This window comes from Corynebacterium sp. H127 (assembly GCF_037482665.1).
GTDB lineage: Bacteria > Actinomycetota > Actinomycetes > Mycobacteriales > Mycobacteriaceae > Corynebacterium.
This window is the reverse complement of the sequence record NZ_JBBHKY010000004.1, coordinates 35,621-61,419: the sequence shown is the minus strand read 5'-3', so window position 1 is coordinate 61,419 and position 25,799 is coordinate 35,621. Positions and strand designations below refer to the sequence as shown.

The 25,799-nt window shown below is 55.9% G+C and carries 28 protein-coding genes; 7 read left to right on the top strand and 21 right to left on the bottom strand.

The window, feature by feature from the left end; genetic code table 11:
- From WG936_RS05645 to nrdF, 4 genes are all read right to left on the bottom strand, one after another.
- The gene (locus WG936_RS05645; RefSeq protein ID WP_445227937.1) at positions 1–756 is read right to left on the bottom strand and encodes a peptidyl-tRNA hydrolase; all 756 of its coding nucleotides are present in this window, start codon (positions 754–756) and stop codon (positions 1–3) included.
- Complete coding sequence (serB, locus tag WG936_RS05640; RefSeq protein WP_445227936.1) at positions 734–1,975, bottom strand: phosphoserine phosphatase SerB; 1,242 nt, start codon at positions 1,973–1,975, stop codon at positions 734–736. The genes WG936_RS05645 and serB overlap by 23 nt, the downstream gene beginning before the upstream one ends.
- A gap of 101 nt (positions 1,976–2,076) precedes the next feature.
- A complete protein-coding gene (gene ctaD, locus WG936_RS05635) occupies positions 2,077–3,771 on the bottom strand; it encodes an aa3-type cytochrome oxidase subunit I (RefSeq protein ID WP_339564995.1) in 1,695 nt (564 codons plus the stop codon).
- A 329-nt stretch (positions 3,772–4,100) separates the two neighbouring features.
- The gene (nrdF, locus tag WG936_RS05630; protein ID WP_339564996.1) at positions 4,101–5,111 is read right to left on the bottom strand and encodes a class 1b ribonucleoside-diphosphate reductase subunit beta; all 1,011 of its coding nucleotides are present in this window, start codon (positions 5,109–5,111) and stop codon (positions 4,101–4,103) included.
- A 666-nt stretch (positions 5,112–5,777) separates the two neighbouring features.
- Between nrdF and WG936_RS05625 the strand changes: the two genes are divergently transcribed.
- Positions 5,778–6,497: a FadR/GntR family transcriptional regulator gene (locus WG936_RS05625; RefSeq protein WP_339572365.1), complete on the top strand. Its 720-nt coding sequence runs from the start codon at positions 5,778–5,780 to the stop codon at positions 6,495–6,497.
- Positions 6,498–6,590: 93 nt separating this feature from the next.
- Here the strand turns inward: WG936_RS05625 and nrdE are convergent, their stop codons facing one another.
- The 5 genes from nrdE to WG936_RS05600 all read right to left on the bottom strand — a co-directional run bounded on the left by nrdE (position 6,591) and on the right by WG936_RS05600 (position 11,687).
- Entirely contained in the window at positions 6,591–8,741 is a 2,151-nt protein-coding gene (gene nrdE / locus WG936_RS05620; protein ID WP_339572364.1) for a class 1b ribonucleoside-diphosphate reductase subunit alpha, read from the bottom strand.
- Between the two features lie 80 nt (positions 8,742–8,821).
- The gene (gene nrdI / locus WG936_RS05615) at positions 8,822–9,247 is read right to left on the bottom strand and encodes a class Ib ribonucleoside-diphosphate reductase assembly flavoprotein NrdI (RefSeq protein WP_339564999.1); all 426 of its coding nucleotides are present in this window, start codon (positions 9,245–9,247) and stop codon (positions 8,822–8,824) included.
- A gap of 170 nt (positions 9,248–9,417) precedes the next feature.
- Entirely contained in the window at positions 9,418–9,651 is a 234-nt protein-coding gene (nrdH, locus tag WG936_RS05610) for a glutaredoxin-like protein NrdH (protein ID WP_339565000.1), read from the bottom strand.
- 422 nt (positions 9,652–10,073) lie between these two features.
- On the bottom strand, positions 10,074–10,196 hold the full coding sequence (gene ykgO, locus WG936_RS05605; RefSeq protein ID WP_012732041.1) for a type B 50S ribosomal protein L36: 123 nt from the start codon (positions 10,194–10,196) through the stop codon (positions 10,074–10,076).
- A 141-nt stretch (positions 10,197–10,337) separates the two neighbouring features.
- Positions 10,338–11,687: a sugar porter family MFS transporter gene (locus WG936_RS05600; protein WP_339572363.1), complete on the bottom strand. Its 1,350-nt coding sequence runs from the start codon at positions 11,685–11,687 to the stop codon at positions 10,338–10,340.
- Positions 11,688–11,722: 35 nt separating this feature from the next.
- On the opposite strand from WG936_RS05600, the gene nadE reads away from it, so the two are divergent.
- Positions 11,723–12,565 carry an ammonia-dependent NAD(+) synthetase gene (gene nadE, locus WG936_RS05595; RefSeq protein ID WP_339572362.1) on the top strand — a complete coding sequence of 281 codons (843 nt, stop codon included), beginning with the start codon at positions 11,723–11,725 and terminating at the stop codon, positions 12,563–12,565.
- 43 nt (positions 12,566–12,608) lie between these two features.
- Here the strand turns inward: nadE and WG936_RS05590 are convergent, their stop codons facing one another.
- On the bottom strand, positions 12,609–13,028 hold the full coding sequence (locus WG936_RS05590) for a pyridoxamine 5'-phosphate oxidase family protein (RefSeq protein WP_339565003.1): 420 nt from the start codon (positions 13,026–13,028) through the stop codon (positions 12,609–12,611).
- 531 nt (positions 13,029–13,559) lie between these two features.
- Here WG936_RS05590 and WG936_RS05585 point away from each other — a divergent pair.
- Entirely contained in the window at positions 13,560–14,168 is a 609-nt protein-coding gene (locus tag WG936_RS05585; protein ID WP_339572361.1) for a hypothetical protein, read from the top strand.
- Positions 14,152–15,174: a helix-turn-helix domain-containing protein gene (locus WG936_RS05580; protein WP_339572360.1), complete on the top strand. Its 1,023-nt coding sequence runs from the start codon at positions 14,152–14,154 to the stop codon at positions 15,172–15,174. Before WG936_RS05585 ends, WG936_RS05580 begins: the two co-directional genes overlap by 17 nt.
- Positions 15,175–15,292: 118 nt before the next feature.
- On the opposite strand, the gene WG936_RS05575 is transcribed toward WG936_RS05580, so the two are convergent.
- Positions 15,293–15,475, bottom strand: coding sequence for a hypothetical protein (locus WG936_RS05575; protein WP_339572359.1), 183 nt, complete (start codon positions 15,473–15,475; stop codon positions 15,293–15,295).
- Between the two features lie 334 nt (positions 15,476–15,809).
- Here WG936_RS05575 and WG936_RS05570 point away from each other — a divergent pair, with 334 nt between their 5' ends.
- The 3 genes from WG936_RS05570 (at position 15,810) to WG936_RS05560 (ending at position 17,147) form a co-directional block, all read left to right on the top strand.
- Positions 15,810–16,256, top strand: coding sequence for a hypothetical protein (locus WG936_RS05570; protein ID WP_339572358.1), 447 nt, complete (start codon positions 15,810–15,812; stop codon positions 16,254–16,256).
- A gap of 26 nt (positions 16,257–16,282) precedes the next feature.
- The gene (locus WG936_RS05565; RefSeq protein ID WP_339572357.1) at positions 16,283–16,600 is read left to right on the top strand and encodes a hypothetical protein; all 318 of its coding nucleotides are present in this window, start codon (positions 16,283–16,285) and stop codon (positions 16,598–16,600) included.
- 115 nt (positions 16,601–16,715) lie between these two features.
- Positions 16,716–17,147 carry a hypothetical protein gene (locus WG936_RS05560; RefSeq protein WP_339572356.1) on the top strand — a complete coding sequence of 144 codons (432 nt, stop codon included), beginning with the start codon at positions 16,716–16,718 and terminating at the stop codon, positions 17,145–17,147.
- Positions 17,148–17,186: 39 nt separating this feature from the next.
- Here the strand turns inward: WG936_RS05560 and WG936_RS05555 are convergent, their stop codons facing one another.
- The 10 genes from WG936_RS05555 to WG936_RS05510 form a co-directional block, all read right to left on the bottom strand.
- Positions 17,187–17,648 carry a hypothetical protein gene (locus WG936_RS05555; protein ID WP_339572355.1) on the bottom strand — a complete coding sequence of 154 codons (462 nt, stop codon included), beginning with the start codon at positions 17,646–17,648 and terminating at the stop codon, positions 17,187–17,189.
- A complete protein-coding gene (locus WG936_RS05550; protein ID WP_339572354.1) occupies positions 17,635–18,168 on the bottom strand; it encodes a hypothetical protein in 534 nt (177 codons plus the stop codon). Before WG936_RS05550 ends, WG936_RS05555 begins: the two co-directional genes overlap by 14 nt.
- Positions 18,169–18,173: 5 nt before the next feature.
- Positions 18,174–18,413 carry a holin gene (locus WG936_RS05545; RefSeq protein ID WP_339572353.1) on the bottom strand — a complete coding sequence of 80 codons (240 nt, stop codon included), beginning with the start codon at positions 18,411–18,413 and terminating at the stop codon, positions 18,174–18,176.
- Positions 18,413–18,640 carry an Acb2/Tad1 domain-containing protein gene (locus WG936_RS05540; RefSeq protein ID WP_339572352.1) on the bottom strand — a complete coding sequence of 76 codons (228 nt, stop codon included), beginning with the start codon at positions 18,638–18,640 and terminating at the stop codon, positions 18,413–18,415. The genes WG936_RS05545 and WG936_RS05540 overlap by 1 nt, the downstream gene beginning before the upstream one ends.
- Positions 18,640–20,016, bottom strand: a complete 1,377-nt coding sequence (locus WG936_RS05535) for a peptidoglycan DD-metalloendopeptidase family protein (protein ID WP_339572351.1) — start codon at positions 20,014–20,016, stop codon at positions 18,640–18,642. The genes WG936_RS05540 and WG936_RS05535 overlap by 1 nt, the downstream gene beginning before the upstream one ends.
- A gap of 81 nt (positions 20,017–20,097) precedes the next feature.
- Complete coding sequence (locus tag WG936_RS05530) at positions 20,098–22,341, bottom strand: hypothetical protein (protein ID WP_339572350.1); 2,244 nt, start codon at positions 22,339–22,341, stop codon at positions 20,098–20,100.
- Positions 22,342–22,353: 12 nt separating this feature from the next.
- Positions 22,354–22,860 carry a hypothetical protein gene (locus WG936_RS05525; protein WP_339572349.1) on the bottom strand — a complete coding sequence of 169 codons (507 nt, stop codon included), beginning with the start codon at positions 22,858–22,860 and terminating at the stop codon, positions 22,354–22,356.
- A 5-nt stretch (positions 22,861–22,865) separates the two neighbouring features.
- On the bottom strand, positions 22,866–23,270 hold the full coding sequence (locus WG936_RS05520) for a phage gene 29 protein family protein (protein WP_339572348.1): 405 nt from the start codon (positions 23,268–23,270) through the stop codon (positions 22,866–22,868).
- A complete protein-coding gene (locus WG936_RS05515) occupies positions 23,270–24,943 on the bottom strand; it encodes a Gp37-like protein (protein ID WP_339572347.1) in 1,674 nt (557 codons plus the stop codon). The genes WG936_RS05520 and WG936_RS05515 overlap by 1 nt, the downstream gene beginning before the upstream one ends.
- Complete coding sequence (locus WG936_RS05510; RefSeq protein ID WP_339572346.1) at positions 24,928–25,797, bottom strand: phage tail protein; 870 nt, start codon at positions 25,795–25,797, stop codon at positions 24,928–24,930. Before WG936_RS05510 ends, WG936_RS05515 begins: the two co-directional genes overlap by 16 nt.
- Positions 25,798–25,799 lie beyond the last annotated feature (2 nt).

Here is a 25,799-nt window from a genome sequence, read left to right as displayed (position 1 = left end):
TCAAAATCCGTTTCTATGTGCCACGACCGTGACTGAACCGGGTGCTACCTCCGTATAACCCGCATCCCGAACTAACACGGCATCCGGACGAGCTGCGAACTCAGCAAAATCAGTCTCTGAAAGTTCGCAAACTTTCAGGTCAAAGCCCTGCCTAGACCATCGGAATGCTTCCGACGCCGACATGTGTGCAGCAAGCAGCATGGAACCATGACCGACCTGTGCGGCCATTTTCCCCACGCTCATCCCAAGTCCCGCCGAGACGGCTATTGTGGGCTGCCCGGCTACCGGCTTCCGCACAGGTTCCGTAGGAAGGTCCGTGCCACCGATCTGCAGTTTCGAGATTGCCGGTGCCGTCAGGTGCACTGGGCTCGGGAGGAACGCACGGGCCTGGGCCCCATCGTGCTCCACGGTTGCTCCCACGAGGCTTTGCACCTTTTCCCATTGCGCATTTCGCGCCCGGCGGGCTATCTTGCGGATCCGAGCACCGTACCAATTGCCCAATGCCGTAGCGAACTGTGAATCCGTGCCGGCACGGGTGTCCAGGCACAGCGTCACCACAGCTCTAGCGGCTGCCTCGAGGAGCGCAGTACGACCCGGTGGGTTTAGCTTCGGAATGTTGAGCACAATTGGCATGGCTTGAATCGAATCCGGGTTTTCAGGGTCTTCACCATCTCGATCCGAGGCGATTACTGCCTGCAAACGCTGATGAGCACAGCGGAACTCGGGGGTCAGCTCATCGGTTGGCACGATCGACATCCAACTTGCTGATGCCCAACATGTACAGCACCTCATCCATGAAGGGCGAGTTCACCGAGGCGTCCGCAACATCGCGCAGTGCAGGCTTGGCGTTGAAAGCAATACCCAATCCTGCAGCCGAAATCATGTCAATGTCGTTTGCCCCGTCGCCCACCGCAACGGTCTGGTGCATCTCTAAGCCTGAATCGGCAGCAAATTCCCGCAGGAAGTCTGCTTTAGCCTGCCTATCGACGACCTTGCCTATCACCTGCCCAGTCAGCTTGCCATCCACTATTTCTAGCGTGTTAGCGCGGACATAATCCAGCTGCAGCTCCTTAGCCAAGTCCTCCAAAACTTGGATGAAACCGCCGGAGACAACCGCGGTCTTGAAGCCAAGCTTCCGCAGGGTTTTCAAAGTTGTCCGGACTCCTGGTGTCAGTGTCAGCTCTGCTGCCACTTCCCTTACTACGCCCTCATCGAGTCCAGCCAAAGTGGCTACGCGCTCTCGCAATGACTCTTCGAAGTCAAGCTCGCCACGCATTGCACGTTCCGTGACTGCAGCTACCTCCTCCTCGCGCCCCGCATGGGCCGCGAGCATCTCGATGACCTCACCGGTGATCAAGGTGGAGTCGCAGTCGAACATGATGAGGCCTTTTGCACGCCGTTGCACGCCGGCCCTATCAATCGCGATGTCCACCCCGATTTCGTGTGAAAGCTCGGCCAAGGCTCGCCTGAGCGGCACTCCTCCCCCGGGATTCGCATTGGGAACTGAGACATCGAGTTCAATCGCCGTTATCGGATAGTCAGTTAGTCCACGATAGGCCTCAATGTTTGCGCCGTAGTTAGCCAAGGTGCGGCCTACGCTGTGTACATGCTCCGCGGTGATTTGAGCGCCCAGCATTGTCACCACGTGTGTGGAGTGCGGCCGCGACGTTGGGACAGCTTCCAGCTCTTCCACCCGAACCTGCAGGCCGTAGATTTTGAGGGTGTTACGCAGGCCCTCTGCAACAGTGGGGATTCTCTCCGCAGCCACGCCCACGAAGGCCGCGAGAGACAGGTGGCCCCGAAAGACCGACTGCTCGATATCAACCAACTGCACGTCGTGAGCGGAAAGAACCCGAAAAACCGCGGCAGATACTCCAGATTGGTCCTCGCCGGTAATGGTAATGAGTACTGGTTGCAATCCGGGCGCGAGCGCGTTGAACGGTTCCTGTGAGTGCTGTTCAGTCATGGCTCTCATTCTTCCATGCACAGTGGAATACATTAAGGCCCTACCCCCCAAAGCCACTGGGGCTTGGGGGGTAGGGCCTTAATGAAGGATGTCGAGGAGGCTAAGCCGTATTAGTGGCGGCCGGTATGTGCCTCAAGACGCATGCGCTCGACCATATGAGGGTAATGCAGCTCGAACGCTGGGCGCTCGGAGCGGATGCGAGGCATCGAGGTGAAGTTGTGGCGTGGTGGTGGGCAAGAAGTTGCCCACTCGAGGGAGTTGCCGTAACCCCAAGGGTCGTCAACGGTGACGATCTCACCATAACGCCAAGACTTGAACACGTTCCAGATGAATGGGATAACGGACAGACCCAAGATGAACGCAGCAACGGTGGAAATCTGGTTGAAGAGGGTGAAGCCGTCAGTATCCAGGTAGTCAGCGTAACGACGTGGCATGCCCATGTTGCCCAGCCAGTGCTGGATAAGGAAGGTGCCGTGGAAACCGAAGAAGGTGAGCCAGAAGTGCACCTTGCCCAGCTTCTCGTCGAGCATACGGCCGGTCATCTTCGGGAACCAGAAGTACACACCTGCACAGGAGGCGAACACGATCGTGCCGAACAGCGTGTAGTGGAAGTGAGCCACCACGAAGTAGGTGTCCGAGATGTGGAAGTCCAGTGGTGGCGAGGCCAGCATGATGCCGGTCAGACCGCCGAAGAGGAAGGTGACCAGGAAGCCCATGGTCCAAAGCATCGGGGTTTCCCAGGAGATATGACCCTTCCACATGGTGCCAACCCAGTTGAAGAACTTCACGCCGGTTGGCACGGAGATCAGGAAGGTCATGAAAGAGAAGAATGGGAGCAACACTGCGCCGGTGACGAACATGTGGTGTGCCCACACTGCCATGGATAGTGCACCAATGGAGAGGGTTGCGAAGATCAGGCCGACGTAGCCGAACATTGGCTTACGGGAAAATACTGGCACGATTTCAGAGATGATGCCGAAGAACGGCAGCGCCAGAACGTAAACCTCTGGGTGGCCGAAGAACCAGAACAGGTGCTGCCACATGACGGAGCCACCGTTGCCTGGATCGTACAAATGTCCGCCAAGCTTGCGGTCATAAAGGACGCCCAAAGCTGCAGCGGTCAGAACTGGGAAGATCAGCAGTGCAATAATCGAGGTCACGAAGATGTTCCAGGTGAAGATGGACATACGGAACATGGTCATGCCTGGAGCACGGAGGCAGAGAATCGTGGTGATCATGTTGATTGCGGAAGCAATAGTGCCTACGCCACCGGCGCCCACGCCAACGATCCACATGTCAGAACCGATGCCAGGAGAGTGAATGGCATCAGAAAGCGGAGAGTACATGGTCCAGCCGAAGTCTGCGGCACCACCTGGGGTCAGGAAGCCGGACAGCATTGCGACGCCACCAATGGTGGTCAGCCAGAAACCCAGGGCGTTCAGACGCGGGAATGCCACGTCAGGCGCACCAATCTGCAAAGGCAGAATGAAGTTGGCAAAGCCCCACACCACTGGGGTGCCGTAGAGAAGCAGCATCACGGTGCCGTGCATGGTGAAAAGCTGGTTGAACTGCTCGTTAGATACGATCTGCAATCCTGGGGAAAACAGCTCGGCACGAATCAGCAAAGCCATCAAGCCACCAAGGAAGAAGAAGCTGAAGGACATGATGATGTACATGATGCCCAGCTGCTTATGGTCGGTGGTAGTTAGCATCTTCCAAGCAAATGAGCCCTTGCGAGCATTGCCTGTTGGTGCAGGCCTTGCCGGCACGACCGAATGGTCCACCTTAGGCGCTACAGCGGTCATTAGTTCCTCCTGACTAAGCGGAAAGACTCTGCCCTCACAGAATCCTCCAATATTATGTCCTCAAAATATATTCTGAGACATAACGAACCTATCCGGTCCACGGACCGGTTACGCGGTTGAGTCTAGCGTCCTTAACAGCATTCCGGTAACTGTTCACAGGTTGTGGGGGTATTCAAACTTTGTATATTGCCCACCCACTCCGAAAACGATGCCCGAAACTCGTTCCAAACGGGCAAGATCGCAGAGCCCGCTTAGCTTTGGCCAACAAAAGAAAAACGGGGCCGAGGAGCTTTCACACTCCCCTGCCCCGCAATCAATCCGCGTCGAAGCTAGAAGTCCCAGTCGTCGTCGACAGTGATTTCAGCCTTGCCGATGACATAGGAAGAGCCCGAGCCGGAGAAAAAGTCGTGATTTTCGTCTGCGTTTGGAGACAGCGCCGAGAGAATCGCTGGAGATACCTTAGTATCGTCCGCCGGGAACAGCCCCTCGTAGCCAAGGTTGTTCAACGCCTTGTTTGCGTTATAGCGCAGGAATTTCTTGACGTCTTCCGTCCAACCCAGTTCATCATAAAGGTCTTCGGTGTACTGGATTTCATTGTCATACAGCTCGAAGACGAGGTCGAAGGTGTGCTCCTTCAACTCTTCGCGACGCTGAGGTGTCTCCCGCTCCAGCGCACGCTGATACTTGTACCCAATGTAGTAGCCATGGACTGCTTCATCGCGAATGATCAGACGGATCATGTCGGCCGTGTTGGTGAGCTTGCCATGAGAAGACCAATACATCGGTAGGTAGAAACCGGAATAGAACAAGAAGGACTCCAGCAACGTGGAGGCAACTTTTCGCTTCAGCGGATCTTTGCCGTCATAAAAGTCCAAGATGATCTTGGCTTTGTTCTGCAAATATTGGTTTTCCTCAGACCACCGGAATGCGTCATTGATCTCTGCGGTAGAAGCCAAAGTCATGAAGATATTTGAGTAGCTCTTTGCATGGACCGACTCCATGAAAGCAATATTGGTAAGAACCGCTTCCTCATGAGGTGTCACTGCATCTGGGATCAACGAGACGGCACCGACGGTGCCTTGGATCGTATCGAGCAGGGTCAGGCCCGTGAACACGCGCATGGTAGCCAAGCGTTCCTGTTCATTGAACATTTCCCAGTTCTTGATGTCATTGGAAACCGGCACTTTTTCTGGCAGCCAGAAGTTGCCCGTGAGGCGGTCCCAAACTTCTTGGTCCTTCTCATCTGGGATTTCATTCCAGTTAATGGCAGAAATTGGACCACTGAGCACGTGGTCTTCCCCGTCGCGATGATGCGAAGGGGCGTGAGACTGGCGAGTCATAATTTTTCACAAACCCTTTCAATTTTTCTTTCCCCACCATACCTGTCCGCCAATTCATCCGCTGCATGCCCACCAAGCGTGACGCTCCCCTCAATACCCAAAGAAAGATAGGTTCTTAACCTAACTGCACCCGAATTACAATTCGATAAGTCTCTTATTAAGGATTGGTTAAGGTTTGCGGAATTTTATTCACAAATGTCCGCCCTGAAGCAATTTTCTTGCCACAAATTTTCCGCCATACATTCCTATAGGTTTGTCAGGTTTTTCCAATGTTTGAAAACTGTTCAACACCTATCACCCCTTGCAACGATCACTAATGGCAACCCCATTCGTGCTCCATAACGGGGTGTTTTACCGTTAATACGAGCAGTAGCCCTGGAGATCTTTCACAAAACTCTCCCAGGTTGAATTTTGATCACTACTCCGATAATCAAAGGTTAGAGGTATTTAATTCACGGCGGCTGGTGGCATTTGCTCGACGTTTCCACTACATTTTGGGACATCAGTTCGTGAGCGCCCTCCGAGTGTGGCCTGTCCATGCTGTTTGTTGCATTGTTTTTTGCAGCCAATAGTCCAGATCCATTCTTTGTTCGCACTCGCGAACAGTTCATCGAGCCTCTCGAGGCAAGAACACACCACGATTGAAGTAACAAAGGAACCTAACCAATGTCGGCCATGCCTCTCCGTCCGCACGCTCCTTTGCTGGAGACCGTCCTAGACCAAATTGGGCTAGATATTGTCAGCGGGAAAATCAAAGCGGGGGAAAAGTTCACGCTGCAGACGCTGTGTGAGTCCTTCTCCATCTCCCGTACTGTCGCGCGCGAAACCATGCGTGCTCTCGAACACCTCGGTATGGTATCTTCCTCCCGCCGTGTGGGCATTACCGTACTTCCCGCGGAGCGCTGGTCCGTTTTCAGCGAATCCATCATTCGCTGGCGTCTCCAAGTACCTACGCAGCGTGAAGAGCAGCTGTCCTCCCTGACTGCCCTCCGCGAAGCGATCGGGCCACGTGCAGCCCGCATTGCCGCAATTGCAGCAAGCCAACGCGAAGGCCAGCAACTGCGCGATCTAGCTAAAACCATGCGTGAGTTGGGTGAGTCCGGCGAGGGCGGTTCCCAAGAATTCCTCGAAGCCAACATCGAGTTCCATTCCATGCTGCTTGAATGCTCTGATAACGAGATGTTCGCAGCGCTGGTGCCTTCGACCACAGCCGTGATTCACTCTCGACACGATCTCGGCGGTTTCGCAGCTCACCCACCGGCAGAACTGCTCGCTAGCTACGAAGCCTTGGCTGACGCCGTATTTAACCGCGATGCCGACATCGCAGAGCAGGAGTGCGCTCTGGTTGTTTCCCAGGAGTCTAAGGTGGTTGCTTCAGTGAGCTGATCCTTCCCTGGCTAACGGCACGTAGGCTCAACCACAAAAACCACAAGGACGTCGATAAGCAGCGCGCTTATCGACGTCCTTTCCGTTCCGGCCCTAGAGCATGCAGCTGACGCAGCCTTCTACTTCCGTACCTTCCAGCGCCGTTTGACGCAGGCGGATGTAGTAGATCGTCTTGATTCCCTTGCGCCAAGCGTAGATCTGCGCACGGTTAATATCGCGCGTAGTGGCGGTGTCCTTGAAGAATAGCGTCAAGGACAGCCCCTGATCGACGTACTTCGTTGCGACCGCGTAGGTATCGATGATCTTCTCGAAGCCGATCTCATAGGCGTCTTCGAAGTACTCCAGGTTCTCATTCGTCATGAACGGTGCCGGGTAGTACACGCGACCAATCTTGCCTTCCTTGCGGATCTCGATTCGAGACGCGATCGGGTGGATGGAAGAGGTGGAGTGGTTGATGTAGGAAATCGAACCAGTTGGCGGCACTGCCTGCAAATTACGGTTGAACAAGCCATGTTCCATAACATCGTGCTTGAGGGCTTCCCACTGCTCGGCATTCGGAATAGTCACGGTTGAAGTCGCAAAAATTTCCTTAACTCGGTCCGTCTTTGGCTGGAAGTCGGATGGGGTGAAACTATCGAAGTACTCGCCGGAGGCGTACTTGGAGTCTTCGAAGCCAACAAACTTCTGCTTCCGCTCCTGAGCAATCTTGTTTGATGCCTTCAGTGCTTCGTACAGGATCGCTGCAAAGTAGGCATTAGTAAAGTCCAAGGCCTCCTCAGAACCGTAGTGGATGCGTTCGCGCCCAAGGTAGCCGTGCAGGTTCATCTGACCGAGGCCGATCGCATGTGCCGCTTCATTACCCTTCTTAATGGAAGGCACCGAGTCGATCGAGGTCTGCTCAGAGACCGCGGTAAGTCCCCGGATGGCGGTTTCAACCGTCTGAGAGAAATTCGGGGAGTCCATGGTCAAGGCGATATTCAAGGAACCCAAGTTGCAGGAGATGTCCTCGCCGACTTCCTGGTAGCTTAGGTCAGCATTGAAGATGGAAGGCGTGGAGATCTGCAAGATCTCTGAGCACAGGTTCGAGTGGGTAATGCGCCCGGCAATCGGATTTGCCTGATTCACCGTGTCCTCGAACATGATGTATGGGTAGCCCGATTCGAATTGGATTTCTGCAAGCGTCTGGAAGAACTGGCGCGCGTTGATCTTGGTCTTGTGGATGCGGCCGTCCTCGACCATCTCGTGGTAGTGCTCAGAGATAGGAACATCCGCGAACGGCTTTCCGTAGACGCGCTCGACATCGTATGGGGAGAACAGATACATGTCATCGTTCTTCTTGGCCAGCTCGAAGGTGATATCAGGAATCACCACGCCAAGCGAGAGCGTCTTAATACGAATCTTCTCATCCGCGTTTTCACGCTTCGTATCCAAGAACTTCATGATGTCTGGGTGGTGCGCATGCAAGTAGACAGCACCGGCGCCCTGGCGGGCACCCAGCTGGTTAGCATAGGAGAAAGAATCCTCCAGCAGCTTCATCACGGGGATAACACCTGAAGATTGGTTTTGGATCTTCTTGATCGGTGCGCCGGCCTCGCGGAGGTTCGTCAGCAACAGCGCCACGCCGCCACCACGCTTGGACAGCTGCAGTGCGGAGTTGATGGAGCGCCCAATCGATTCCATATTGTCTTCGATGCGAAGCAGGAAGCACGATACCGGCTCGCCACGCTGGGCTTTACCGGAGTTCAGGAACGTAGGAGTCGCCGGTTGGAACCGTCCGTGGATGATTTCATCCACGAGGTGCTTTGCCATTTCCTCGTCACCTGCGGCCAGTGTCAGCGCAACCATGCAAACTCGATCCTCAAAGCGCTCCAGGTAACGCTTACCGTCGAAGGTCTTCAGCGTGTACGAGGTGTAGTACTTGTATGCACCGAGGAAAGTAGTGAAGCGGAATTTAGCGGCATAGGCCTGCTTGAACAGTGATTTAACAAAGAGGAAGTCGTACTGGTCTAGTACTTCCTTCTCGTAGTAGTTGTTCTCAAGGAGATAGTCGAGCTTCTCCTGCAGGTTGTGGAAAAAAACCGTGTTCTGGTTCACGTGCTGCAGGAAAAACTGGCGTGCTGCAGCGCGATCCTTATCAAACTGGATTTTCCCATCGTTGTCGTACAAGTTAAGGAGCGCGTTGAGGGCGTGGTAGTCCAGCTGGTCTGCGGCTGCCATGGGATCCTTGATTGCATCGTTGGTCATGCTCACGTGTCGTCCTCTTCGGTTTCGAAAGTAATCGGTATTGTGTTCTACACTAGTTAATTGTGCTGGCCGCAGCCTTGTTAGGGCTTGAGGCCAAGCGCTTGACAATTGTTCAACAAGCCATCGCGCACGATGGCTACGTCTTCTTCATTTCCCATTAGTTCAAAACGGTAAACGTAGGGAACTTTGCATTTCTTCGCAATGACGTCTCCGGACACTCCGAAGTCCGTCCCAAAATTAGAATTTCCGCCCGCGATAACTGCGCGGATCAAACTGCGGTTGTGCGGGTCATTAAGGAAGCGGATGACTTGGACCGGCACTGGGCGTGGATTGTCTCCAGAAATTGACGCTCCGCCGCCATAGGTCGGGCAGACAAGTACATAGGGTTCATCCACTATCAGCGGTTCTTCCGCCTTCAACAAGGGGATTCGTGCGTGCGGAAGGCCAAGCTTTTCGACGAACCGGTGCGTATTCCCAGTGGCGGAAGAAAAATAGACGATGAGCATTGCTTTCTCGCTAATCTACTGCGTCTTCGCCGGGCATAAACTGGGCGAAGACATAAATAAAGGCCGCCGGTTCAAAGAATGAACCTAGCGGCATGGTCTCCCGTGTTCTTTGCGAGCCACAGTGATGCGACTCGCCCTCTAAGGATGCTGGGAGAGGAAGATCTTAAGTCTTAAGCGACTTCTGCAGCTAGGCTACGGATGCGTTCTGGGCGGAAACCGGACCAGTGTTCACCGTTAACCTCAACCACTGGGGCCTGTAGGTAACCAAGGGCCATGACATAGTCACGAGCGTCATCATCAAGACTGATGTCGACGATGCTGTAATCCAAACCTGCTCGGTCCAGTGCCTTCTTGGTTGCGGTGCACTGTACACATGCTGGCTTGCTATAAACGGTGATTGCCATGTTGATCGATCCTTAGAGAGTTTGGTGATTTTTACTCCACCAGCAGGGCCCGAGTTTCGCATGTCCGGGCTTTTCGGTGACAAGAAAAGACACTATACGTTGTGGTAAAAAAGCGCAATGGACACTAGATATAGTAGTTACAAGGATGATATTCGCAGGAGACGACGCTTTAGAGCACTACATGTTGCGCTCAGCCAGCCAAGGTAATTACATCGTTGTGCTCCCAAAGAACTACACCCATGACATTTCCCCAGCTCGCCCAAAAGTGCGTTATCGAATCGTTATCTACCGTTCACTGAAAGGTCAAATTCGCTGGTAATGACCAGTTTGTCTCGGCAAGCACTTCGTCTCCATGCAGCGAAAGCAAAAATCCGCCACCCTACCCTCACAGGTAGAAGTAGCGGATTCAAAGCTGGATCCAATTAGCCCTGACGAGCCTTGAAGCGTGGATCCTTCTTGTTAATGACAAAGACCTTGCCATGACGACGCACAACCTGGGCGCCCGGCTTGTTCTTCAGCGACCGAAGGGATTTACGGACCTTCATTCGGGCGCTCCTTTCTTTATTGCGCGATTTGTAGGAAAGTTCACTGCGGGAATGCAGCAACTCAACAATGGCAGGCAGCTTTTGCCAGCCATGACACGAAAAACTATGTTAACCGACGCGCCCCCTAAACTCCAAAACGCATCAAACCCCCTCCGTACGCCGGCGCATCTCAGCCGAAATATCTGCAAGATCGCGACCGGTAGTTTCTGGCACAGTGACCCGAACAAATACCAAGGCAGCAACCCCCAACACTGCGAACAGTAGGAATGAGACTGGACCTCCAACAGCATTCACCATCGGCAAAAATCCTTGGGCTACCGCCCAGTTTGCCAGCCACAACCCAAGGCCCGCGATCCCCATCCCGAGCCCACGAGCCTCAGCAGGAACCAATTCGCTGAGCAACAACCACGTGGTCAAAGACACCGCCGACTGTTGAAACGCAATGAAAGCGGTCATGAGAAGCAAGACCATCCAGGAAGCGCGAATGTCGTGCTCTGCGAATCGATACGCCACTGCAAGCAGCACTAGCGACAACGAGGTCCCACTCAACCCGATTGTGAGCAACCTACGACGTCCAATTCGATCCACCAACATCATGCCTACCCAACAGGACACAACGCTGACTGCACCTATCAAAATGGAGGTGTACACGGCATTCTCAGTCGAGATCCCCACCATATTCATCATTTTCGGAGCGAAGTAGACGATCGCATTAACGCCGGTTATTTGCTGTGTAATACCCACCAGAATGGCCACCACCACAGCACGTCTGATCCACTTTTCCCGCAGCGCCAACCGCTCGGCAGCACGCAGCTCTTTAGCTGAGGTTCCGCCCCCAACCAGCTCTGTGTACGGAATCCCAACCCGAGCAGCAATGCGCCGCGCATCTTCCTCCAGGCCGCGACGCCGAAGCCACACCGGAGAATCGGTCATAAACAGCATGCCAACTGCCAGAATGAGACCAGGTACCGCGGCGAGCCCCAGCATCAAACGCCAATTTCCAGTATGCGCAAGCGCCGAATTGGTCAGGAAAGCTAACAACTGGCCGACCACGATCATGAGCGTGTTGAGCGAGACGAGTTGCCCTCTGATCTGGGCAGGCGCCATTTCCGAAATGTACATAGGCACAACGATTGACACTAGGCCTACGGCAAATCCCAGCAACGTGCGAGAAGCTCCAAGTTGCAGCACCGAATTCGAAAGCGCACAGGCTAAGGATCCGAAAACGAAGACTAAACCGCCACCGATCAATGTACGTTTTCTGCCAAACGCGTCCGCAACTCGGCCTCCCAATAACGCCCCCACTGCTGCCCCAACCAACAGCATGGATGTCACAGCTCCCTCAGCAGCGGGCGACAACAGGAAATCACGCTCTATATAAAGGAGTGCGCCAGACATCACTCCCGTGTCATAACCGAAAAGGACGCCACCCAAGGCTGCGACGGCGGCTACGAGACGGGCATAACCAGGCACCAATTCTTGTTTATTCACGCTCTCAACCCTGCCACTTCACTATGCTCGGTGTCATGTCGCATTCCGCAAATTCCACGCGTGCCGAGATCATCACTGCACTGCACACCAAGCCGCAGATTGCTCCAGCCGAGGAGATCCAGCAACGAGTGAATTTTCTGTGTGAATACCTGAAGTCCTCCGGCATGAAGGGTTACGTTCTCGGCATCTCTGGTGGCCAAGACTCCACCCTGGCTGGGAGATTGGCACAGTTGGCCGTCGAGAAGCTGCGCGCAGATGGCTACCAAGCCGAATTTTGGGCAATGCGCCTACCCCATGGTGTTCAGGCCGACGCTCACGATGCGGACATCGCGTTGGACTTCATTCGCGCGGATCATGAAGTGACGGTGAATATTAAGGCCGCGACCTCCGCCATAGAAAAGGAAATTGCTGCTGCGCTTGGGCAAGATTCCCTCGGGGACTTCAACCGCGGCAATGTCAAAGCGCGTCAACGCATGATCGCGCAATATGCACTTGCTGGTGAAAAAGGGCTTTTGGTCATCGGTAGCGACCACGCCTCTGAAAATGTGACCGGTTTCTTCACCAAGTTCGGCGATGGTGGCGCGGACATCTTGCCGCTGTTTGGACTATCCAAGCGCCAAGGCGCAGCTTTGCTGGAAGAACTAGGAGCGCCACAATCGACTTGGCGCAAGGTCCCGACTGCGGACCTCGAAGACAACCGACCGATGCAACCAGATGAGGAAGCATTGGGGGTAAGCTACCGCGACATCGACACCTATGTGGAGGGTGGCGAGACGCTCCCCGCTACAGCGATCGAACGCATCGAGCACCTGTGGCGCGTCGGCCGTCACAAGCGCACCACTCCGGTGACGCCACAAGATACCTGGTGGCGCGAGTAGAGCGGCCACCGAGCGCCCTGCTAGCCGACGCTTTTAGGGACAACTAGTAGCGCTCGGGCTCCTCGCCCAACTCGAAGAAGCGTCCAGAGATCTCCCGCGGCTTAATGCGAACAAAGTTGTACTTCAGCGTCGGAATCCACGGCTTCAGCGACAACGAATCCGCACGGTCAATCTCTTTGGTAGAGGTGAGAATGGTGGCATCGCCGCGGACGATGACCGACCACGCGGTGCCATCGCTAACTTGGTCAGCCTCGAACAACACCTCGTGATTTAAGGCCACGGTGAACAGCTTGTTGCCCTCTGCCGAGCGGAAGTAGATTTCTTCGCCATCCAGCACAAAGTTGACCGGATAAATATCGAATTGGTCATTGCGGTGCACTACCAAACGGCCTAGTTGTACGCTGCCAAGCTTCTCGAGTGCAGCTTCACGATCCAAAATACGGACAGAGGAGTTATCAGACATAGTTCCATTGTTCCACCGCGCCCCGTTCAATGTCTGCTCGCTCCGCCAGCGGGGGTAAGGGGCAACTACTCTCCCGCGCTACCAGTAGGTTGTCAATCATTGAAGGCGCAGCTCGGATGAGGCTAGAACTAACCTAAAGTGCTCAACGATCGTGGTTTCCGACCGGATGTGACAAACGCGAAACACTCCACACCAAGAGGTGTGGAGTGTTCTATTTTGTGGAGCTAAGGGGACTCTTACGCAAGTGTGGATCTACCTGCAACAACGGCGAATTCAAATCCTGCAGTGGGGGAAGCGTGGGGCTTACATGCAAACTTCACACCGATTTTCCGGCGCGACAGACACACTCATGACGGAGGAATGTGAGCGCCTGGTGTCCGATGCACAAGCACGTGAAGTGTTGGAGGCGGAGCGCCTGCGGTCGCGGGGCAAGGTGATTGGTTAAGTGCCCAATCTCGCATGTTTCATTGTGTGGTATATTATCGGAGGTAGCGATATTTTCTTACCATTTGAAACATTGGAGCTCGCGTTATGCGCCATTCGCCAGAACAGTTTCATGAGACGATGAACAAGCTTGCCGCGCCGGTTCAGTTCGCTCTCACACAGGGAATCAAAAAAGCGCGGAAGGCAAACCTGGGAGCGTTTCGAGCAAACAAGAAGTCGTTGCTGTCCCACATCGTTCGGAGTGGCGCCTACGACTACCTGCATGACAATCCCGTTGAAGGATTCACCTTGGACGAGGGCGCTCACAACTTAAACCAAGCCGTTTGCCTCCGCGAAGAAGACACTGGCCTCGAAATCAGGCTCGCGAAAATCAAACGGCTGAGCTTGGTTGAAAGCCCCATCCCCCAACTTGATCAAGACCCTGTGATCCAACAACAACTGGCCCTATACGAGTTGGAAATGCAATCGCCCGGTCTGGCATTTATCAGCTGGGAACAGCCCAATTCGGTAGACTCCTACGATTTCAGTCTCTTGGCCATCAGGCAATCACGTAAGGGAAACATTCGCAAGGGAGAAGCTGACCTGGCGATTCAACTCTCTCCCGGTCAATCTGAGATGATCCCTAAGACCTCTTTTGACCCCAATGCGATCTACAACTATGAGCTAGAAGACGAGAAGAATGAGGATTTTTCATAGCCAGCGGTTGAAGGACCTGCGTCATTCCATGGGCATGACGCAGAAGGAATTCGCTCAGCACCTCGGATGTACCCAATCGTCGCTCTCCGAAGTGGAGAATGGACGCAAGGAGAACCACGACCTCATCCAAAAGGCAGTTTTTGCATTTAAGGTTCCTTCCTCCTACTTTGAAGCGTCCCCTTCTCGTTACGGATCCGGTGCCCTCAATTTCCGTACACACAAAGTGCCGGCAAAAGTACAGGACGCATTTGCTTCAACTTTCTACGAAGCCGAGCGAGAGCTACTTTCAGTACCCTCTAACACGTCTGTCATTCATCTTCTCGATGCCGACCTGAACGATCGAACCGCTCCACTTCCACTATCCCTGATCGAAACTGCGGCGATTGAAACCAGAAAGCGGCTAGGAATTCCAATTTCAGGTCCCGTCTTCAATGTCACCCACGCGATCGAAAATGCGGGGCACCGGGTCTGTACCATCACCAACAATTTCGTCGATATTTCTAGAATTGATGGAGCATCTAGTCCAGCTTTCAATCCCGAAGGACGTGGCCTAATCGCCACAACCGAGAAACAGGACGGTGGCCGCGTCCGATTCACCCGCGCCCATGAGCTCGGCCATCTAGTCCTCCACACGTCAATCCGACCTGGCATCGAAAAGGTACGTGAATCGGAAGCAAACCTGTTCGCGGGCGCATTTCTCGTTCCAGAAAAGGACGCTCGGGAATTGTTCAGCGAGTACTTGACGCTAGAAGGGTATGCGAGAATCAAAGCCCAATACGCCGTCTCAATCGCGGCACTCATCATGCGGGCGCATCACCTCGGCCTCGTATCTGCGAAGCGCTACCGCTCCCTGTTCATACAGCTAAGCTCCCGAGGCTGGCGAACTGAAGAACCCGTTGACATTCCGGTGGAATGGGCAACTAGTTTTGAGTCTTTCACCCGAGATCAGTCTCCATCGCAATCAAACCTTGACGCAGTTGTGCACGTAGATTTTCGCCAAAAATAGATACTGCCCCGCGCGCACTGGGGGAAGTGCCGCGGGGCGTGGTCCGGAGCTATCGGGGGACTGCTCGACAGACATCTCAATCTTAACGCGGACCAGATGACGTCGCTCGTTAAGTTCATTACCCCGGCTCCTTTGCCCAATTCGAACCTTCTGCTGGGAACAGATACTTGGCGACGACGGTAGCCAGACCAACGACCTGAACTATCGACGTAGTAAGCCACGCAATGATGACATTCTCCGGTAACGCCTGGTGGCGGACAACCACTTGGATCGTTGCATACGTGAAAAAACCCAGGTTCATTAAGAACTTGGGTTAGCAGCATCTCGCATCATTTCCCAGGTGGCAATGGCCGAATAGCTGGAATTGCGGGTACTGCTGGAATGGGCTTTCGGGCAGGATACGGGGAAACCTCCCCCCTTCAGCATGCGCGGGCAGCCCACCTAAACTAGACTCCCCGTCGTCAGGTCGCAGCCTCCCCCAGGCTCCCTGACCACGCCCCGCACCACCCCCCCGGTGCGGGGCACTTACTTTTTTGTGGCCTCCAACACCTTAGCACGCATAGTATTGCGCGTTACTACTAACGCGTGTTACTATCAGTTTATAGGCAAGAGAGATACAAACAAAGGAAAAGAAAATGAACACCAACTTCACCACCATCAACGAAACCGAATACTTCAACATCGTAGAATGCACCGAAGCGTTCCACCACTACATGCACGGTGACTACAGCAAGGGCGGCTTCTACATCCAAGCCAAGAAGAACGGCGCGACCAAGAACCTCCGATTCGCCACCGCAGAAGCTGCCCGCGAATACGCCATCAAGGGCGAGCAGCAAGCCCTCGCTACCCTCCCCCAGCGACGCGCACAGGCAGAAGCAATCAAGGCGCAGGCCAACGCGCCTAAGCCAGCGCTGAAGGGCAAGATCACCAAGCGTCAGGCCGAACTCATCATGAAGCTCATCCGCGACGGTCGCCACACCGAGGGCGGCTTCTTCTCCGGCCCTACCACGGTAGAAGGAGTCAATGCCATGACGAAGGATGATGCTTCTACCTACATCACCTCCCTGCTGGGCGACTACTAAACCACCAAATCAAAGGAGCACACGAAATGACCATTACAGTCGCAGACCTCGAAAAAGCCCGCTACGCCACCCACGAAAACGCCCGGGCCTTCATCGACACCCTCAAAAAAGAATGGGACGCAATCCCCAAAATCGAGCAGGCACAGATGATGTCGAGCCTCGACTGGGCAAATGGTGTGACGCGCAGCGCAGGCACTGGACGCAATGCGCTTCACCCCGACCTCGACACAGATGATTCCGGGGCTACGCTGCTTGACCTTTGGAGTGAAGCCCGTAAATGGATGGGTGATCACGCGGGCCAAGAGACGCGGAAAATGTACGCCCACAAAGCCTGGGCAGAATAGTCGCCGGATCGCATAAAAAAAATCCCCGCTAGTGCGGGGAATAGGGCCAATTGAGCAGTCAAGACGGCTCATCCCCGCGAGCGGGGAACACCACCAAGAATACACGAAAGACAGAATGATGTTCCAGGTACGAATGCTCACCGCCGGCACCTATGAGGGCCGCACCATCGAATCGGCAGTACGCAAGGCTTATGGCCCGGACGCGGTAGCTCGGAAATCAGCGGACATAAATGACCCTCACTGGGGGCAGGTAGTACAGCAGGTCGATGTGGCCTCATGGATGGTGCTCGATACAATCCGCGAGGTGGAAAAGCTCACAGTCGGAGACGCAGAAGAATTGGCCCCGATCCGCGAGCTAGGCTCCGAAATCTACGAGGCTAAGCGCACGCTCGAAGCCCTGGAGCGCGAGATGGAGCAGCGTATCATCCAGGCCCACGAGGACGGGGCCACGGACTACGCCATCTCCCAGGCCACCGGATACGACCCAAACGTCAAAGGTAGGGGCTACACGCAGCCCCGCGTGAAGCGCATCTGGAAACAGGCATGAAAAAAGACCCCCACCACCGCAATAGGTGATGGGGGTTAACTAGGCAGTGTGAGTTTTCCACTGCTCGCGGAATTCCAGATAGGTAATGAACCGCGGCGGAGGCAGCGTCACACCTGCATCAGCGGCCCAGATCTCAAGATCCCGGGCCCAGGCGATCACGTAGACGATGTATTGATGCTGCAGCCGCTCGCTATCGCGCAGCTCCTGGATCTCCGCCCGCAGATCTTTCTTGTCCTGTGCTGCCTGCGCGGAGACTTCATTCACGCGTTGCCGTAGATCGGCGATCTGACCTTGGGTCGTCGAGCGATCCGCTTCGATAGCGCGGCGTTTGCGATCCTCCAGCCAGCGCGCCAGGGCACCGAAAAACCACCAGATGCCGTCTAGTTTCGCCATTTTCTCACGTGAGAAGATCCCGAAGACAAACACCAGGAAAAGAAAGACCAGCAAAAACTTGCCGAGCGGTGAACCTCCTATCAGGTCGGTAAGATCAATCGTCTCCATTCCCTCCGCGCTTCCTCGCGGTCAGCACCGCGTCAATCAGGATCAGTGCCACGCACAGGACCGCCCACTGCGCCGCGAGCGACGCGTAGCTAGCGGGAAAACGCCAGTCGTCGACAGGCACAACGCAATACCAGTCGGCGACATTGCGTGCCCACCAGTGCGCGGGCTTTTCCAGGATCCCCTGCGACTGCGACAGCGGGATCCACAGGAAAGCCTTGCTTGTCGTGACCGCTGCGAAACCCGCGTTTGTGGCCCCCGCCAATAGACAGCCCAGGGCCTGCAGGCGCAGCCTGCCAACCAGCATCCCGACGATGATCGTAAGGGCAGAGACAAGGCAGGCCACGCCCCACACAATTTGTGGGATCTCCGACCCGACCTCGACGACGCCGATGGTGAAGATATCGCCCGTGAGGTAGTCGCTGGCAAACCCCAGAAGTCGGAAGACTCCGATGATCAGCAGCCAGCGGATTACCCACTCCATGACGATTTGGTCTTTCACCCGCTCACATGCGGCATTCATGGTGTTTACTCTTTCGCGTGGGCAGGTGGCGGGCTCACCAGCGACGCAGTACCCGGAGCACCGACATTAACACTCACGATGGAGCTTAGGACGGAGACAAGGGAGGCAGTCGCGGCGATCGCGAGAGCATCCATCCAGTCAACGGAGATGATGGTCACCCCAGCGCCGAAAACTACGAGGAGGGCCTGGGCGAATGTCTTGATGGCGCGCTCGCTGGTGTCGAGCCAGAAAGTCTTACTGCGCATCAGTGAGATCCTTCCTCGTCATGTCGGGCAATTGCGGCGTTGCCCCACATCATGGCTTCCTCCAGCTTGGTCAGTGCGAGAGCTTTCTCGCGACTGTCCGGCGCGGTCTCGTCAATTACTTCGGCGGCGCGTAGGCAAGCCTGCCTGATCGTCGCGTGGTTGGTGCGCTTTATCTCGGTGGTCGCTGGATGGAAATCGAACCGGGTCTTCAAATCTGGCGTCGCCATTACTGAACCCCCTCACCGATCTTGCGTGCCGCTGCGCGGTCAGCGTCGGTGCCCCAGATGAGCAGCGCGATCATATCCACGAGGGTCAAATGATCGTATCCCTTGGCGCGGATGGATTTGAGCAGGTAGGCGGCGGTGAATCCTGGGTACTGGCCTTCGTCGCGCCCGCCGGTCAGCTCTCGGCGGATCGCCTTGACGTCCAGTCCGATCGGGCCGACGAAGCCCTTGATGAAGTCGGCAATGGATTGGAAAAGGTTCATGTCGGTCTCGCTTTCTGTGATGTTGAAAAGGGCCGCGAGTTGATCTCGCGACCCACGGAATGCATTGACGTCGACCTCCGCAAATCCGGCGACGTCAGCCTTGGAGGAGAATTGGAGAATGTCGGGGCGACGGTCGCCGAGCGGGTACTTCCAGCCGTTGTGAGCATCGCCGCCGTCTGCCTGATAGATCTCACTTGGGGTTCCGTCCCGGTCGCCGCCGTAGTTGGAGCACCACAGCGCCCCGAGCCCGTCCATCGACGGCTCACCGCCCGGCATGTACTCCCAGTACCAGCGACCGCTGTAGACCCCAGGCACGTGATAGCCGCGGCGTTCCAGCTCCCGCTTGGCCTCCCACACATCCTCACCTGTGAGGAGCTTGCGGTACTCCGGCTCTGGGCCGACGCTTTCGACGTCGATCCAAACACTGATGTCACGGCGACCGCCCATCTGCACATCGATTACATCTACCTGCTGCGCGATACTCGTGCCTTCGCTCGGGGCCCGCAGGTACCAGTAGGCGCTGACCAGAAGCCCGGCGGACTCTGCGTCGGCAAGATGGCTGCGGAATGCAGTATCGGCGTGGGTGCCATCGCACAGGCGCAGGATCGCGAACTCCATCCCTTCGTCCCGCGCTTGCTTAAGGCTCATGCCGTCCTGGTGCTCGGAGACATCGACGCCGAAGATTGTGCCTGGTGCGCTCACTGGTGTGGCTCCTTCGCTTGGGTGAGGGCAGCCCTGCAGCCACACCTCCGGATCAATCCGCTGGCTACCGTATCCGCTCTGCCACACAGTCAGGTGCAGATGTGGTCCGGTGGACTGGCCATTGGAACCGACGTAGCCGATGAGCTGACCAGCATCCACCCAGTCACCGGGCGCTAGTCCAGTGGCGGAGGCATCCCACATGTGCCCGTATTCCGTGCATCCACCGCCCTCACTTTCGGGATGGTCGATAACAATCCACTGCCCGTAGCCGCTAGCAGCGCCGATAAACTGCACGGTGCCGCCAGCGCAGGCGTAGAACGGGGTGCCGTCCGGGGCTCCGAAGTCGAGGCCGCTATGGTGAGCGCCCCAGCGTGGGCCGAAACCGCTAGTGAGCGTGTACGCTTCTTGCTTCATGGGCCATTGTCTAGGCATACAAAGTCCTTTCATGAGAAAAGCCCCCACCGTGTGGTGAGGGCGTTAGTTGAGAGAGTGGGGCTAGGCAGGAATGATCTTGTCTGACCCTCCGACCTGGTACCAGGTCGATGACGGCGCAGCTCCATCAGTGACATACAGTCGCTGAGTTTCCAGCACCCACGCCATGGCCCCTGGTGCTTTGCCCTGGGTATTCACCGCGTGGGTGGCACTGGAAAGCTGTGCACCTGTGACCATTTGGTTACCCACACGCTGCCAGCCGGTCGCGCCCGTGCCGGAGACTTGGAGTTGTCCAGCTCCACCGCGCATCCACGTCCCACCCAGGGAGGTCCCGGACGCGGAATCGTACATCCCATCCAGGTGTGTGGAGTAGTCACGTGTCGCAGTAGACAGCCCGCTTGTGCTGAGCCGAGTTGCGGCGCACTGGGAGTAATGATGCGTTGCAGCGGCCGCTGCGGTGGTGGCGTTGAATCCCAGGCGGGTGATTTTCTTCGCTGCGACGGCATCTGCTTCACTCGCCCATGCGCCGTGCTGCGCCCCGTCTACTAGGACCTGTGAGAGCCACACGTCGCGCCCTGCGAGCACTACACCGTCCTGCGTAATTCCTGTGCTCGTCGTACTACCCGCACCTCGGATTGCTACCTGGTCGAGGCGAATCTGTCGCGCGCCTTCGTAGATGTACAGCCCAGTATTTGCGGCGTTGAGGATTTGCACCCCGGATACAAGAGCGTTGTAGGCGTTGATTCCTAGACCGATTCCTGCTGGGGAATCGATCATAATGTCCCGAATCAGCAGGTCAGCGAGCCATGGCATCGGCCATCCGCCAGTAAAATCGCTGTCGTTGCCGTCGGAGCGGTGGAATGAGATACCCCCGGCTTTGGCACCTCGGCAGATCACGCCTTGGACGATGGTCTGTCGTGGGAGTCCGAATTTACTGATCTGGTCGGCGACAGCAGCGCGGGCAGCTACGGGGTCGGTGACGCGCCCGGCGCTATCGCGGGGGACTTCTGGGTACATTTCGGACAGCATGTCCGTTTTAATGACAATGTTATTCAGTCCGTTGTTGTCGAAAATCACACCACCACCAACGAAACCGCCATCGACCCCGGCGAAAGCGTCCAGCCCGTCGCCCCCACGGGAGCCGGAATACCGCCCGCCGATCACACGCGGGTCGCGCGTCTTGACCCTAAATTTGAGATTGTCCAAATTCGCGCCCTGGGAAATACAATTCAGAAGCGTCACAGCCTCGGACGAATCAATGCGGTACCCGTATGAGCCCACTCCGGTCATGTCCTCGGCCACATTATTTGCCAGCGTCGCATCGACAGCCGTACCTTCCAGGGTGTCGCTAGCCCCACCGACCACCACCGATGCGGTGTGACCACCGGTAAAACGACAGCTAAGCGCCTGCGCCCCATTCGACCCCGGCATGACCCACACGCCGGATGCGTGCAGCGTCTGAGCTTGAGTGGACCGATGGACCGTAATCCCCTCTATGCTCCCGTCTACCCTGAATCCGGACGCGCCATGGCGGATCACCGCCCTGCTGCCAGGCGCCCCACGCAAGGTGGATCCTGCTGGCACATGGATCCCGCTAGGCTCGTCAAGCGTCACCTCAAGATTTTCCGGCCACTCGACGACATTCGATTCAGCGATAGCAGCAGATATCCATGGCGTCGCATCCTGATCGGAGGTGTACCCAGCGGGGATCCGGGCGGCAAGATTTACGGGACGTGAATCTGCTCGCACGTAGGTGCCATTGAGTCCGCTCTGAGTGAGATATGGAGGCAGAGGGGACCCTGCGGCAGATGCAAGATAGGCTTCATTAAGTTGATCTGATTTTTCTTCAAAGTCTTTTTGAAACTTTTCACCGACCATCTTTAGACCAGATAAAGCATCATCCTTCACAGACTCCAATTGGTTTTGCAGAGATGAGCGTGCAGTATCAAACTGCTTCAGCATCATATCTACAAAAGCGGTAATTGGCTTGACATAGTAAGGGCTCCAGTTAAACGCAGCGGAGATAAGATCTCCAATGTCTACTGAAGCTTCGTCTGGCAGCATCACTTGCCACGACGTTCCGTGCGCCGGTCCCCCTTCGAGAACAATTCGTGCTGGACCGGGCCTTAGCGGAGGAGTCTCTACGAAGCCCTTCGTCTCGTCCATTGGCATCCGGCAAAGCTCTGTTGTCGTGATGGATGACCGAGACGTCGCAGATGAATCCACAGCATGGACCACAAAGAAATTGTCTTTCTGGTCAAACGGTTGACCCGCGACGTTTTCGACTAGCCCTCTGATTACTGGCATTGAAGTCTCCTTTTATGCTCTTTGCTCAAGTTCTTCGACTCTGCGAAGCAGCACTTCGAAGTCGGTTTTTGGGACGTACTGAGATAAATCTTGCGGAGCACCAGCATCATCAAGCGCAGCCTGCAAACCAGTCACGTCAGCGATTGTGTGAGTGTGCTGTAGTGAAGCCTTTAGGTCGATCGCCTTTCGCAGCTCTTCAATCTGTGTCAGCGCAGGCTTGTAATCCTCATCCATCGCCTGAGCTAAATCCTGGAAACTTGGCTCTAGCTCCGGCGGAGGCTTCGGCGCGTCGAGCTCACCACCGACCGGTGGCAGCCCGACAATCCCGCGGAGGCCATTACGTAGAGCGCTGACAATGTTCTTGATGATCATGACGATTATGTCGAGAAAACTCACCTTCGCTTGGCCCCAGGCATTGTCAATCGGCTGACGCATGATCTGCTTCGCCGAGCTCTCAGTCATGCCCTGCAAGGTCTTCACCGTCGCGGTGTCCTTAGGCACTGCCCTATCCGGCACCATGGCCATTAAGTTCTCACCTCAGCTGTGTCCAACGCTGGCCCATACTGCGGCTGAGATATCAATCCCTCAGCTTCCAGCTTCTTTACCAGCTCGATCTTTTCTCGGCGGCTGAGGTGATCGATCGACGGCGCCGTGATCTCCGGCGGTAGCTCAGCGTCAATCGGCACCCATGTTCCACCAGCTCCAGCGAGCCAACTTGATTGGTCAGCAGGCGGAACGTATTTGATCTGCTGCTGGGTCAGGTCCAGGCGTGCACCGCAGTCGTAGAGTCGCTGCGATATCTGGCGCAGGATCTGAGGAGGCATCAGCAGCGGTGCCTGCTGCTCCAGCCCTGGCAGGCACACAAGCGCCCACAGGAACATTTCCTCGGGGTCATTGATATTGCACTGATCTAGAGTCGGGATACTCATTAAAGAACTCCTTGATCATGGACGGTTGAAATCAGTTCGCTCAGTTTTCGGATTGAGCGGGATGTCGGAGACTCCGCTGCCTGCTGGTCGCCAACCGCGATCTCCCATCCCATCCCCTCACGCGACCATGAGAACGTCAGATCCGAGACTTGCTCAACGACCAGCCGATCAGGGGGCAGACCAATGATGGTGGAGCCAATCCGGTCACCCAGAAAGAAGTGCCCAAGGCCGTTTTCTCCAATGAACCACGGCGCACCATCGGCGACTTTGAGCTTGTGCGAGGTGCGCGCCCTGGTCTCCCAGAAGCCCTCACGCATCGCGATCAATCCGCTCAACGTGTATGCACGGTCACCGCCCTTTGCGAAATGCTCGTGATAGTGAGACCAGCCTGCACGACGCGATCTGATCGGAGACTTGATGCTCATCCATGCGAGAATCGTGTCGCTATAGATGGGCTTAAGTAGGGTGTCGATGATAGTGCCGGCAGTCGGTTGAAAAACGAACATACCCAGGTTGTTCCCTGCCAGCTGGACGGCTGCAGAGATCCCTTCGTTCACGCCCGGCATTGAGTGCCCACCCGCGTTGACCTGTACCGCCTGCGCTGGCTCATGGACGAACTCCGCGGCCTCGACCCCAGTGATCGCACCATCGCGGTACGTCACGAATGGAGCTTGCGGCAGAGTACCCAGCCAATCTTTTCGCTTGTAGGCGTCAGGCATATCCGGGTTGGGGACTATCGTCTCGTCCTCATCGATGAGGTTTTCAGCGAGATTGGTGATAGTCCTGATGAATCCGGTGAAGATATTGCCACCAGTGCCAGCACCGGTCTCGCTGTAGCGCCCGGACTTGTCCACGATGTCGATCACCAGCGTGCCGTTGCGAAGGGTGGCACCCGGCCATGGAGGCTCATCCCCGTCGAGGAATCGCCTGCACTCCACCATCAGCTCCGCATCCTCAAGCGTCGGTGCCGCCATGTCATGCCAGAACTTAAACCGCGAGCTGGCGATAGTCCACGGACTATCGTCCTCTAGCAGTGATCCAGGTTTTACTACGATCGGCCACTCATCCGGATTGAAAGCCTGCGACCAGGAGGCCGGATCGAGAGGATCATCAGGCAGATGCCACAGCGAGGTATTGAGCCGCACGACGTTCATCAGCAGCATTGTTTTGAGCACCCATTTTGCTGGGCCTGCGAGGATCGAGACACGCGGGAACTGAATCGCCGCAGGTAAGAACGGATTTGACCAGCACTGAATCCGCTTTACTTCCTCGTAGTCATGGAGAAACTGCAGCTCTACGAATCGCTGCCCCTCTTCGGTCTTTTTCAGCAGATCCTTGCGGAGTCGACCACTCCATCGGGCACCGTCTTTATCCACCGTGAGATGGATATTTTCAGTCTCGCGCCCCTGATGATCGAGGACCCACTGGCTGAGGTGATGATGCACCGGCAATTTGAGGATGCAGCTGCCCGTGTCATTCTTGACCCACGTCATCGTCCCTTCATTTTCACCAGCGACGATTCCGCCAAATTTCCAGTCTCCATCCCACAGCCTGACCAGTGGAGGTGTGCGACGAGCATCCTCACGTCTCTTCCGCTGCCCCTGACAGGTCTGGAAAATTCGCTCCAGTTCAAGCTCAACCGCGGCAGAGAGATTAATTACGTCCGTAGCCATTCTTGATCACCTCCATAGGGTCGCCGCCAGTTCCTGACCATTCGGACCTGGCATGCAGCATCTGGTCCACCACCAGTGACTGAGACTGGGATCTCAGTCGGTGGTGTATGCGGCGGCACAGGATGCAAAAACATCACGCCAGCAAAGCGCCCCGCGATGTTGCTACCGTCAGCTGCCACATACGGCTCATTGAATGGGTACGTGTCGATACTCAACCCTTGACCTGCAAGCAAAGTTGGGGTGCTGATGACACGTGAAGCCCACCTGTCGTTGCTCCAAGAGAAATCCGGAAGAGTCCACTTCCCCGGCGCGCTGCATATCCAGTGCGGGTAAAGGGGTGTGTCGGTGGGGTTGGAGACTGTGACGAATCCGGATCCTTCTCCGGTGGGGGCGGTGAAGGTGTCGGTGTCAGTGTCCCCGACCCAGCGTGGCCAGGCGCCGCGCGCTTGCAGTACGTATTCTGCCTTTTTGATGGTGGTTGGGTCGTGTGCTCCGAGGTATTCGGGGATCTCGGTCATTCGCAGTGTCAGGGTGCGGAGGCCGTCTGATGATCTGGCTCGCAGCTGGAATTCGTCATCTGGGGTGCCGAGGGCTCGACGGAAGCGCGAGTCCTGGAGCTGGAAGTTGTACGTGGTATTGCCTTCAACTTCGACCGGCAGAACGACGTCAAAGGGCTCGGTGCGAAAGCCCATGTACGTTGAGCCTTCTTGGAAGGCCCCTTGTGTCCAGATTGCTTTCACTGGAGCTTCCAAGAGACCTTTGACGTCGGTCATCACTTCGACGCCCTGAGCGCCCTGAGCGTAGCCGTGGATATTCCAGCGGCTGCCGTCGCATCCAATCAGCTCAAGATCCATTG

What these genes read in the sequence shown, in the direction of transcription:
- WG936_RS05645 (WP_445227937.1), bottom strand. Translation starts at nt 756, where the DNA reads ATGTCGATCGTGCCAACCGATGAGCTGACCCCCGAGTTCCGCTGTGCT.
- serB (WP_445227936.1), bottom strand. Translation starts at nt 1,975, where the DNA reads ATGAGAGCCATGACTGAACAGCACTCACAGGAACCGTTCAACGCGCTC.
- ctaD (WP_339564995.1), bottom strand. Translation starts at nt 3,771, where the DNA reads ATGACCGCTGTAGCGCCTAAGGTGGACCATTCGGTCGTGCCGGCAAGG.
- nrdF (WP_339564996.1), bottom strand. Translation starts at nt 5,111, where the DNA reads ATGACTCGCCAGTCTCACGCCCCTTCGCATCATCGCGACGGGGAAGAC.
- WG936_RS05625 (WP_339572365.1), top strand. Translation starts at nt 5,778, where the DNA reads ATGTCGGCCATGCCTCTCCGTCCGCACGCTCCTTTGCTGGAGACCGTC.
- nrdE (WP_339572364.1), bottom strand. Translation starts at nt 8,741, where the DNA reads ATGACCAACGATGCAATCAAGGATCCCATGGCAGCCGCAGACCAGCTG.
- nrdI (WP_339564999.1), bottom strand. Translation starts at nt 9,247, where the DNA reads ATGCTCATCGTCTATTTTTCTTCCGCCACTGGGAATACGCACCGGTTC.
- nrdH (WP_339565000.1), bottom strand. Translation starts at nt 9,651, where the DNA reads ATGGCAATCACCGTTTATAGCAAGCCAGCATGTGTACAGTGCACCGCA.
- ykgO (WP_012732041.1), bottom strand. Translation starts at nt 10,196, where the DNA reads ATGAAGGTCCGTAAATCCCTTCGGTCGCTGAAGAACAAGCCGGGCGCC.
- nadE (WP_339572362.1), top strand. Translation starts at nt 11,723, where the DNA reads ATGTCGCATTCCGCAAATTCCACGCGTGCCGAGATCATCACTGCACTG.
- WG936_RS05590 (WP_339565003.1), bottom strand. Translation starts at nt 13,028, where the DNA reads ATGTCTGATAACTCCTCTGTCCGTATTTTGGATCGTGAAGCTGCACTC.
- WG936_RS05585 (WP_339572361.1), top strand. Translation starts at nt 13,560, where the DNA reads ATGCGCCATTCGCCAGAACAGTTTCATGAGACGATGAACAAGCTTGCC.
- WG936_RS05580 (WP_339572360.1), top strand. Translation starts at nt 14,152, where the DNA reads ATGAGGATTTTTCATAGCCAGCGGTTGAAGGACCTGCGTCATTCCATG.
- WG936_RS05575 (WP_339572359.1), bottom strand. Translation starts at nt 15,475, where the DNA reads ATGAACCTGGGTTTTTTCACGTATGCAACGATCCAAGTGGTTGTCCGC.
- WG936_RS05570 (WP_339572358.1), top strand. Translation starts at nt 15,810, where the DNA reads ATGAACACCAACTTCACCACCATCAACGAAACCGAATACTTCAACATC.
- WG936_RS05565 (WP_339572357.1), top strand. Translation starts at nt 16,283, where the DNA reads ATGACCATTACAGTCGCAGACCTCGAAAAAGCCCGCTACGCCACCCAC.
- WG936_RS05560 (WP_339572356.1), top strand. Translation starts at nt 16,716, where the DNA reads ATGATGTTCCAGGTACGAATGCTCACCGCCGGCACCTATGAGGGCCGC.
- WG936_RS05555 (WP_339572355.1), bottom strand. Translation starts at nt 17,648, where the DNA reads ATGGAGACGATTGATCTTACCGACCTGATAGGAGGTTCACCGCTCGGC.
- WG936_RS05550 (WP_339572354.1), bottom strand. Translation starts at nt 18,168, where the DNA reads ATGAATGCCGCATGTGAGCGGGTGAAAGACCAAATCGTCATGGAGTGG.
- WG936_RS05545 (WP_339572353.1), bottom strand. Translation starts at nt 18,413, where the DNA reads ATGCGCAGTAAGACTTTCTGGCTCGACACCAGCGAGCGCGCCATCAAG.
- WG936_RS05540 (WP_339572352.1), bottom strand. Translation starts at nt 18,640, where the DNA reads ATGGCGACGCCAGATTTGAAGACCCGGTTCGATTTCCATCCAGCGACC.
- WG936_RS05535 (WP_339572351.1), bottom strand. Translation starts at nt 20,016, where the DNA reads ATGAAGCAAGAAGCGTACACGCTCACTAGCGGTTTCGGCCCACGCTGG.
- WG936_RS05530 (WP_339572350.1), bottom strand. Translation starts at nt 22,341, where the DNA reads ATGCCAGTAATCAGAGGGCTAGTCGAAAACGTCGCGGGTCAACCGTTT.
- WG936_RS05525 (WP_339572349.1), bottom strand. Translation starts at nt 22,860, where the DNA reads ATGGTGCCGGATAGGGCAGTGCCTAAGGACACCGCGACGGTGAAGACC.
- WG936_RS05520 (WP_339572348.1), bottom strand. Translation starts at nt 23,270, where the DNA reads ATGAGTATCCCGACTCTAGATCAGTGCAATATCAATGACCCCGAGGAA.
- WG936_RS05515 (WP_339572347.1), bottom strand. Translation starts at nt 24,943, where the DNA reads ATGGCTACGGACGTAATTAATCTCTCTGCCGCGGTTGAGCTTGAACTG.
- WG936_RS05510 (WP_339572346.1), bottom strand. Translation starts at nt 25,797, where the DNA reads ATGGATCTTGAGCTGATTGGATGCGACGGCAGCCGCTGGAATATCCAC.